Below are 7,510 nucleotides of genomic sequence, written 5' to 3' on the forward strand. Positions count from 1 at the left end.
AATCAATTCACTCGTGGAATTTGCACAACTATCGGGACACAACCCGAGCACGAGGGAGATGACGAGCAAAGCCACGAAGGTGATCGTGGCGTTCCACACGATGTCCCACACCCGGGCTACATTGGCGAGGTCCACGATCCCGAGAAGCAGGGCGACAACTGCGCCTCCCGCTGCCGACCAGCCAATGGAGATGCCCCTCGGCTGGGCGATCACCAAGATCAAGGTGATTGCGAAGATCGCTACCGTCACCGCCGTCAGGCTCGTACCGGTAAGGGTCACCACGGGCGCGTGCAGATCGCTTGACTCGAATGCTGCTCGCTCATGGTCGTGTCAAGGGTGCGGAGATACCGACCCGGATGGTGTCAGCGGCGTGGGCCCTGCTGGTAGCGCTGTGCCCAGCGTTGGGGCAGCGGCTCGCTTGGGGTGTTGCCGTCGAGGTCGGGTTCGTAGCGGCTGGTGACCTCGTGCGGGGGGCGAACCGCACGGTTGACCGTGTCGGTGCGACGGGCTTCGAGCAGCGCGGGTGGAAGCTCGAGCTCGTCGAGGCGGCCGACGTGGTAGTGCTCGGCTGGGGCACTCGACAGGAGAGCACTGCGCACCCAGTCCCACTGGGCGGCCTCGTGGACGGCAAGCAGCTCTGCCTTGTCTGCCGGGTCAAGGTCATCGCCGAGGAGGGCGGCTTCCCAGGCGGCGATGAGCGGGGGGAAGAACCCGGACTCCTCGCGCACCTCCCAAGCTTCGCCGGTGGAGAGGCGCTGCACCTGAAAGCCGACGCCGAGGGTGTCGTCGAGGCGGTGGGTACCGAAACGAGCCCGACCGCCGGTGAGATATGCGGCGAGATCACCCAGGCACGGCGAGTTCTTCGAGACCACCACCAGGTCGCTGCGATCGAATGGCTGGCTGGGGAATGCGATGTCCGCAAGGGCGCGCATCGCCCAGATCCCCCGGAGCAACCCGTCACAGGCATGGCCGTGGAACAAGATCAGATCGGCAACCGTCACGGTCTTCGGGCGGGGGTCGAGTCGTCCCTGGGCGGAGCGGGTGTCGATCACCTCGAAGCTCGGTAGTCTCGAGTCCTCGAGCCATGCCGGCACATACCAGTATGGCCTCGAGACACCATTGCGGTGACCCGACGTCTCGTCGGGGGTGGTTGATGGCATCGGCTCAGAACCCGATAACGGTCGCGCCTTCGAGCGCGAAGCGTACGAAGGCGTCGCGGGCGTACTGCAAGGTGATGCCCCGAGAGGAGAGGGAGTCCTCGGTCCCCGCGGCTCGGGCGGCGTCCAGGCATGCCCCGACGGGCACCCCGGACGCGACGAGGGCATCGATCTGGGCATTGTACTCGGTGCGGGTCAGATCCGTTGAGCTGTCGCTGAGGGCACCTTGGGCGGGACCGAAGCAGAAGACCTCGAGGTCGACGTGCTGGTCGCCAGCGACCTGGCGGACCCGTTCGGCGACGTGGGATCCCGCAGCGAGCGAGTCCTCGTCGCCGTGGAACAGGTAGATAACGACTTTTGCCATGATGGACCTCCTTAGGCTCAGGTGCCGGCGGTTGCCGGCGACAGTAGATGCGACAGGCCGTCGAGACCGGTGGGAGCCTCGGCGAGCATAGGCACGAGCGCCAGCCGCAACGCGTGGCGGGTGGCGACCTCGTCGAGGTACCGGGTCTCTCCGTTCGCCCGGGCGACGAGCACCGGGTCGGTGACCCCGGCGGCGGCCAGGCTCTGGTTGACCACCCAGGCGGCGGGTTCGATGCCGGCCCGGCGGAGGTCGGCCTGGAGGGCTGCGGCCTCGTGGATGGGGGTGGCCTCGGGAAGGGTGACCACGAACACCGAGGTGAAGTCGGGATCGGTGAGGCGGTCGAGCAGGGCCTCGACCTCGGGAGGGACGGTGCCACCCTGACGGCCGACCTCCCGGTGGTAGGCGCGAGCGGCGTCGAGGAGGAGCAACGTGTGCCCGGTCGGGGCGGTGTCGAGCACCACGAAGTGATCGGTGGCCTCGGCCACGGTGCGGGCGAACTCCCGGAAGACGGCGATCTCGGCCGTGCAGGGGGAGCGGAGGTCCTCTTCGAGGACGGCACGGGCCGACGCTTCGAGCCCGGCTCCGGCATTGGCGAGGACGTCGGCGACATAGTCGGCCGTCACCCGGTCGGGGTCGATGCGGCTGACCCGGAGGCTCCCCGAATCACTCCCGTCCCCCGTGCCGAGCACCGCGTCGAGGTGCGCTGCCGGATCCGTGGTGGTCAGGTCGACCTCGTGTCCGTGGCTGGCCAGTTCGACGGCGATGGCCGCCGCCAGCGTGGTCTTGCCCACGCCGCCCTTGCCCATGGTGAGCACGAGGCCCCGGCCACGTTCGGCCACCTGGTCGACGAGCACCGCCAAGGGGATGGTGTCGGCCACCGGGACGGCCGGCTCGGCCACCAGGGCGGGTGGGGTGCCGGCCACCAGGGCACGCAGGCCGGGGATCCCGACCGGGCTCCAGGCCAGGAGTGGGACCTCGTCCCGGGCCAGGTCGGACAGTTCGGAGGGCAGCGCCGCCAGCGCCGCGGCGGCGCGGGCCGCCAGCGAGGCCGCCAGTGGATCGTCGGGATCGGTGGAACGGAACACCCCGTTGATCACCAGCCGTTGGTTGGCGATGCCGAGGGCGCCGAGCTCGGTGGCGGCCCGGGCCGCCTCACCGAGCGCCAGGGGGTCGGGGCGCGAGACGAGGACCAGCACGGTGCGGGTCCCGTCAGCCAGGGTGGCGACCGCGGCGCGGTAGCGGTCCTGTTGGTTGGACAGGCCCGAGAGCGGCCCGATGCACGAGGTCCCGAGGGTGTTGGTGTCGATGAAGTCGGTCCACGCCTCGGGCAGGGACAGGAGGCGGAGGGTGTGCCCGGTCGGTGCCGTGTCGAAGATGACGTGGTCGTAGACGTCGGTGGCGACCGGGTCGGCCAGCAGCGCGGTGAACTCGTCGAAGGCGGCGATCTCCACCGTGCAGGCACCGGAAAGCTGCTCTTCGATGCTGGCGACCGCCGAGGCGGGGAGGACGCCTCGGTAGGGACCGACCACCCGCTCGCGATAGGCCGCGGCGGCAGCCATCGGATCGATGTTCATCGCCTCCAGCCCCGGCACACCGGGAACCTGGCGCGGCGCCGAGGCGAGCGACAGACCGAGCACCTCGTCCAGGTTGGAGGCCGGGTCGGTCGACACCAGCAACACCCGATGGCCCCGATCGGCCAGGGCGATGGCAGTCGCCGACGCGGTCGACGTCTTGCCGACCCCACCCTTGCCGGTGAAGAACAGGAAACGTGGCGGCGTATCGAGCAGCCCATGGAGCATGGTGGACACCTCAGCCACAGCAGCCCGACGGACCAGATGCCGCAGGAGCCAGGGGCGTGTCGGTTGCCAGCTCGTCCCCGCCGCAGCATCCACTGTCGGCGGTATCGGCGGGCTGTGTCGCTTCAGCTGGATGGCTCGGGCGCAGGGATTCGGCGCCGAGCAGCTTGGCCGTCACCGGGTCGAGGGCGTCGACCGGGCTGCCGGCAAGTGACCATTCGGCCAACTCGGCCCGAGTCGGAAAGCGGCCCGACGAACGCAACTCGCCGTCGACGACCACTGCCGGCAACGCCTCGTCGCCACGCTCGGTAAGCAATCCTCGAACCAGGTCGCTCTCTGCGAAAGCCTTCGGCTCCTGGGAGAGGTTGTGGCGCTCGACCACTACGCCTTGGTCCGCAAGCCACGAGAGATCGGCTGCGAACGTGGACAGCGCCGGGTCCACACTCGGACCGCACACGCCGGTCGAACAGCACATGGGGGGATCGAATACCTCTATCTTTGCCATCACAGCCTCCTCAAGAATCATCGCTCTTCGTCGATTCACGATTAGTATAGCGGATAGGGCATCCGTCCGCAACTCGATCCGAGGGGACCGGTTCAGATCGAGGTGACGGCCCGCTGCAGGGCCGCGAGGCGGCCCCGATCCACGCAGTAGGAGGTGCGGGGCCCTTCAATCTCCCCCTGGATCAGCCCGGCTTGGCGCAGGATGCGCAGGTGCTCGGAGATGGTCGACTGGGCGAAGGGCAGTTCGGCCACCAGGTCCCCGGTCACGCACGCCTGGCGCTCGACCAGGAGACGGAGGATCTTCACCCGCGTCGGGTGCCCGAGCGCCTTGGCCATGGTCGCCAACATCTCATCGTCTACCTCGTCGAACGACGAGACGTCGGAAGCAGCCAGACGGCTCTCGGGTGCGCAGCACCCGTCAGCCGGTGCGTTCGGGGCTCCAGTCGCAATGGTCATCTTGACCAACATTCTACAGTGCGTCCCCAAGGTCACAGCCTGGCCGACAGGACCATCCGGCATTGTCTCTCAGTGTCTCGAGTACTGACGGCCCGTCTGCCACCAGCACCGGTCCATCGGATCGCGCCCCCGAGCCGGAGAGTTGCGTCCCGCACGGGAGCAAAGGCCCGTCCTGGTAGGGCTACCGGTTCACAGAATGGCGCCGAGCCTCCGCCGAGAAGGCAGACGATGACGGAGTCGGATCTTGACGCTCTAAGGACATGCGTCGGCGGTCGGTTGCGTCGGTCCTTTGGCCGCTCGAACCCGCCATCGGTTCTGTGGAGTTGGCACGCTTCGATGGACAGGTTGGTTGTGTTGATCATGCCACCTGGCGGTCGGCGTGGTGGTGGATGGCGGCTTCGTACTCGGCGGGGCTGAGGTACCCGAGCGAGCTGTGAAGCCTCGCCTCCGGGTGTTGTACCAGCCCTCGATGTAGTCGAACACGGCGGCCCGGATCCCTGTGCGGATTGGCCAGGCGCTGGTGTCGATCAGCTCCCGCTTGATGGTGGCGAGGAACGATTCGGCCACCGCGTTGTCCCAGAATTAACCGGCCAACGGGGTCTCCATCTAACCAGAGTTGACCAAGCCAGCGAGGCGCCACGGCCGATCAACTGGCCGCCGTTCCAGGCGTAAACGTTCAGACCCCCGATTGACCTGGGGTGGGCCGGTCAGGTGATGACGGCTGGTGGTGGGATCCAGGGTCCGGTGGTGAAGAGTTGGCGGCAGGCGTCGAGGAGGTTGTGGCCGTGGGCGTCGGCTGTTTGGAGGTAGGAGCGCACTGCGGCGAAGCGGGCGGCCCCCTCGGCTGATTGGAAGGTGCCTGAGATCTTGTCGTGGATCTTGACCATGCGCAGTGAGCGCTCGGCGTCGTCGTTGGTGAAGGGGATCCGGGTGTCGCCCAGGAGGCGGAGGACCTGGTCCTGGTTGTTGCGGATGCGGGTGGCGAGGTTGAAGGCTTTGCGTTGTGCGTGGCCCGCCGTGCTGTAGGTGTCGTAGGCGGCGAGGCCGTCGTGGACGATGGTGCCGGTGTAGTGCTCGAAGATCCCGATGTCGCGCATGGCTTCGACCTTGCGTTTGGGGTGGACCACGAGCGGGGTGAGCAGCCCGGTGGCCACAGTGTGCACCCACTGCTTCGCATTCCCGACCCGGGTGCCGGTCTCATCGGCACAGATGACCGGCTCGGCAGCGAGACGGCCCTTGATCTCGGCGAGGAACGGCGCCAGTTTCCCGGCTGCTTCGGCCTGCAGGTTGCACAGCCACCCGGCCGACACCGGGGCGGCGAGGACATCGCCGAGCAACTCGGCGGTGCGTTCGACCGGCAGGTGCTGACGGTCCAGCAGCTAGAGCGCGAAAGCTCGCACCTCGGGACCCCAACACACCGGCGCTCTGGCTTCGGGAGGCATCTCGCCGGCAGTCACCGTCCCACACGCACAACGACGCTTATAAACGATGTGGTCAGTGACCGTCGGGGTGACCCGGGGCAGGTCGATCACCTGGCGGACCTCGGTGCCGATCACCGGCGCGCCCGACAGGTCCGCCCCGCAGCACGAGCATGCCGGCGCTTCATGCTCGATTCGCCTGTCGGGGCGGCACCGCTGTAGCGACCTGCCCGGCGCGCCGGGCTGTTTGCCCTGCGCCTGCTTCGCTACCCGCTCCTCACCACGGCGCTCCGCCCGCTTCTTACGGGTAGCGACCGGATCACCCGACGGCGGCTTCGAGGTCGTCGAGGAGTCTGCGCCGAGCAACGACTTCAACGCTGCCAGCTCATCCCGGAGAGCCTCGTTCTCCGCCCGCAACGCCTTGATCGTCGCTACCGCCTCGGCAAGCTGCTCCTCCAGCGATCCACCGGCCACACCACATACCTACCGCACCTCGCGCCTTCAGTGGTGGACCATCACTCAGCGCGCGATCAGACCTGAACGCTTACCACGGAAGCCACCGGCGTTTACTGGCTCTTCGGAAATAAGTGGTAATCCGGTGCCAAGATCGACCAGGAATCGGTAAGTTGTTGAGCGTTCTTGGGTGTATGGCCAGATTGAAGCCGTCATTTTGAGAGGTCTAGGCTACACAACCTATGAACGGGCAAGGAAAGCCAAGGGGTTCTACATGGTGTCTCACTTATTGGGTTGGTTGGATCCTGTTACGAACCAAGTGCGCTAGAGAGCTGCGTTGTCACCGGGGTAAGCGTTCCTAGTAGTGACCAGTCAGGCTTATAAGCAATTAGGAGCGCTCGGATTCTAAAGTTTGCAAAGGCGGTTTCAATTTTGAAGTGCAACACTGCTGCCTAACTCCCTGATTGTCTCTGCCATGACTTCGGCTGGCGTTCAGAATCCCAGAGATTTTCTGGGTCGATTATTCAGTTCTTCTGCCACCCTGGTCAAGTATTGTTGGGAGTATGGCGACAGGTCTGTACCTTTCGGGAAGTACTGGCGCAGCAGACCGTTGGTATTCTCATTGGTAGGCCGCTGCCAAGGACTATGTGGGTCGGCAAAATATACCCGTAGATGGACACGCTTCTCCAGTTCTTCGTGCCGAGCCATCTCGTTACCTTGGTCGTAGGTCAGCGTCTTTCGCAGCGCCTTGGGCAGCGTACTTAGACGTCTGGTGAAGCCTTCCAGCACGGCTTCTGCAGAGGAGTCGTCCACTGTGGCCAAGATGACAAAACGGGTACTACGGTCGACCAAGGTGCCAATGGCGCTGCCATTGTAAGCGCCTTTGATGAGGTCTCCCTCCCGGTGCCTCGTAGATGGACCGCATGTTCCGAAGGCCGCCACGCCGATCCTTTCCCCGGCTGCGAGGACGGCGCTTCGAGTGCCTCTGACGCAAGGATCCCACCAGTAGCTTCTTGAGCTCCCCTGTCGGGTGCGCATAGATGTACTGGTAGATGGTCTCGTGGGAAACCCACTGGCTGGAGTCTTCTGGGTGTTCCATCCGCAACCTCCCGGCAATCTGCTCTGGTGACCAGGCGTGATGGATAATCTGCTGTTCTACAAGCTCTGCCATAGGACTGCCTACGAGCAACTTACGCGACCCACGGCGACGGTGTGAACGCACCCAAGCGCCGCCTTCCACCGCATCGTAGTCGAGTCTGGAACCACCCCGGCGACATTTGCGACTGAGCGTAGAGACGCTCCGACCAGTGGCTCTGGCTATTGCCCTCAGGCTCATGCCCTGGTTCAGACTCCTCTGCAACT

At 65.8% G+C, this 7,510-nt stretch carries 9 protein-coding genes and 1 pseudogene; all 10 read right to left on the reverse strand.

What is annotated here, in order from left to right:
- The coding region (locus BUA24_RS11260) for an ArsB/NhaD family transporter (protein WP_272867314.1) at window positions 1–249 on the reverse strand (249 nt) is incomplete at its 3' end.
- Between the two features lie 113 nt (window positions 250–362).
- On the reverse strand, window positions 363–1,052 hold the full coding sequence (locus tag BUA24_RS11265; RefSeq protein ID WP_178138826.1) for a formylmethanofuran dehydrogenase subunit E family protein: 690 nt from the start codon (window positions 1,050–1,052) through the stop codon (window positions 363–365).
- Window positions 1,053–1,164: 112 nt separating this feature from the next.
- A complete protein-coding gene (locus tag BUA24_RS12670) occupies window positions 1,165–1,521 on the reverse strand; it encodes a hypothetical protein (RefSeq protein ID WP_072792648.1) in 357 nt (118 codons plus the stop codon).
- Window positions 1,522–1,538: 17 nt separating this feature from the next.
- Window positions 1,539–3,320: an arsenical pump-driving ATPase gene (gene arsA / locus BUA24_RS11275; protein ID WP_072792650.1), complete on the reverse strand. Its 1,782-nt coding sequence runs from the start codon at window positions 3,318–3,320 to the stop codon at window positions 1,539–1,541.
- Between the two features lie 10 nt (window positions 3,321–3,330).
- A complete protein-coding gene (gene arsD, locus BUA24_RS11280) occupies window positions 3,331–3,822 on the reverse strand; it encodes an arsenite efflux transporter metallochaperone ArsD (protein WP_084660459.1) in 492 nt (163 codons plus the stop codon).
- 92 nt (window positions 3,823–3,914) lie between these two features.
- Entirely contained in the window at window positions 3,915–4,277 is a 363-nt protein-coding gene (locus tag BUA24_RS11285) for an ArsR/SmtB family transcription factor (RefSeq protein ID WP_072792658.1), read from the reverse strand.
- Window positions 4,278–4,529: 252 nt separating this feature from the next.
- Window positions 4,530–4,844 (reverse strand): IS3 family transposase, encoded by a 315-nt coding sequence (locus BUA24_RS13570; RefSeq protein ID WP_143146544.1) that lies wholly within the window; start codon window positions 4,842–4,844, stop codon window positions 4,530–4,532.
- Between the two features lie 140 nt (window positions 4,845–4,984).
- Window positions 4,985–5,656 carry an IS66 family transposase gene (locus BUA24_RS11295; RefSeq protein ID WP_336433317.1) on the reverse strand — a complete coding sequence of 224 codons (672 nt, stop codon included), beginning with the start codon at window positions 5,654–5,656 and terminating at the stop codon, window positions 4,985–4,987.
- Window positions 5,657–6,169, reverse strand: a complete 513-nt coding sequence (locus BUA24_RS11300; RefSeq protein ID WP_072792656.1) for an IS66 family transposase zinc-finger binding domain-containing protein — start codon at window positions 6,167–6,169, stop codon at window positions 5,657–5,659.
- A gap of 405 nt (window positions 6,170–6,574) precedes the next feature.
- Window positions 6,575–7,508, reverse strand: a pseudogene (locus BUA24_RS11305) (IS30 family transposase).
- Window positions 7,509–7,510 lie beyond the last annotated feature (2 nt).

The sequence above is a fragment of the Ferrithrix thermotolerans DSM 19514 genome, assembly GCF_900128965.1.
Lineage (GTDB): Bacteria > Actinomycetota > Acidimicrobiia > Acidimicrobiales > Acidimicrobiaceae > Ferrithrix > Ferrithrix thermotolerans.

What these genes read in the sequence shown, in the direction of transcription:
- BUA24_RS12670 (WP_072792648.1), bottom strand. Translation starts at nt 1,521, where the DNA reads ATGGCAAAAGTCGTTATCTACCTGTTCCACGGCGACGAGGACTCGCTC.
- arsA (WP_072792650.1), bottom strand. Translation starts at nt 3,320, where the DNA reads ATGCTCCATGGGCTGCTCGATACGCCGCCACGTTTCCTGTTCTTCACC.
- arsD (WP_084660459.1), bottom strand. Translation starts at nt 3,822, where the DNA reads ATGGCAAAGATAGAGGTATTCGATCCCCCCATGTGCTGTTCGACCGGC.
- BUA24_RS11285 (WP_072792658.1), bottom strand. Translation starts at nt 4,277, where the DNA reads ATGACCATTGCGACTGGAGCCCCGAACGCACCGGCTGACGGGTGCTGC.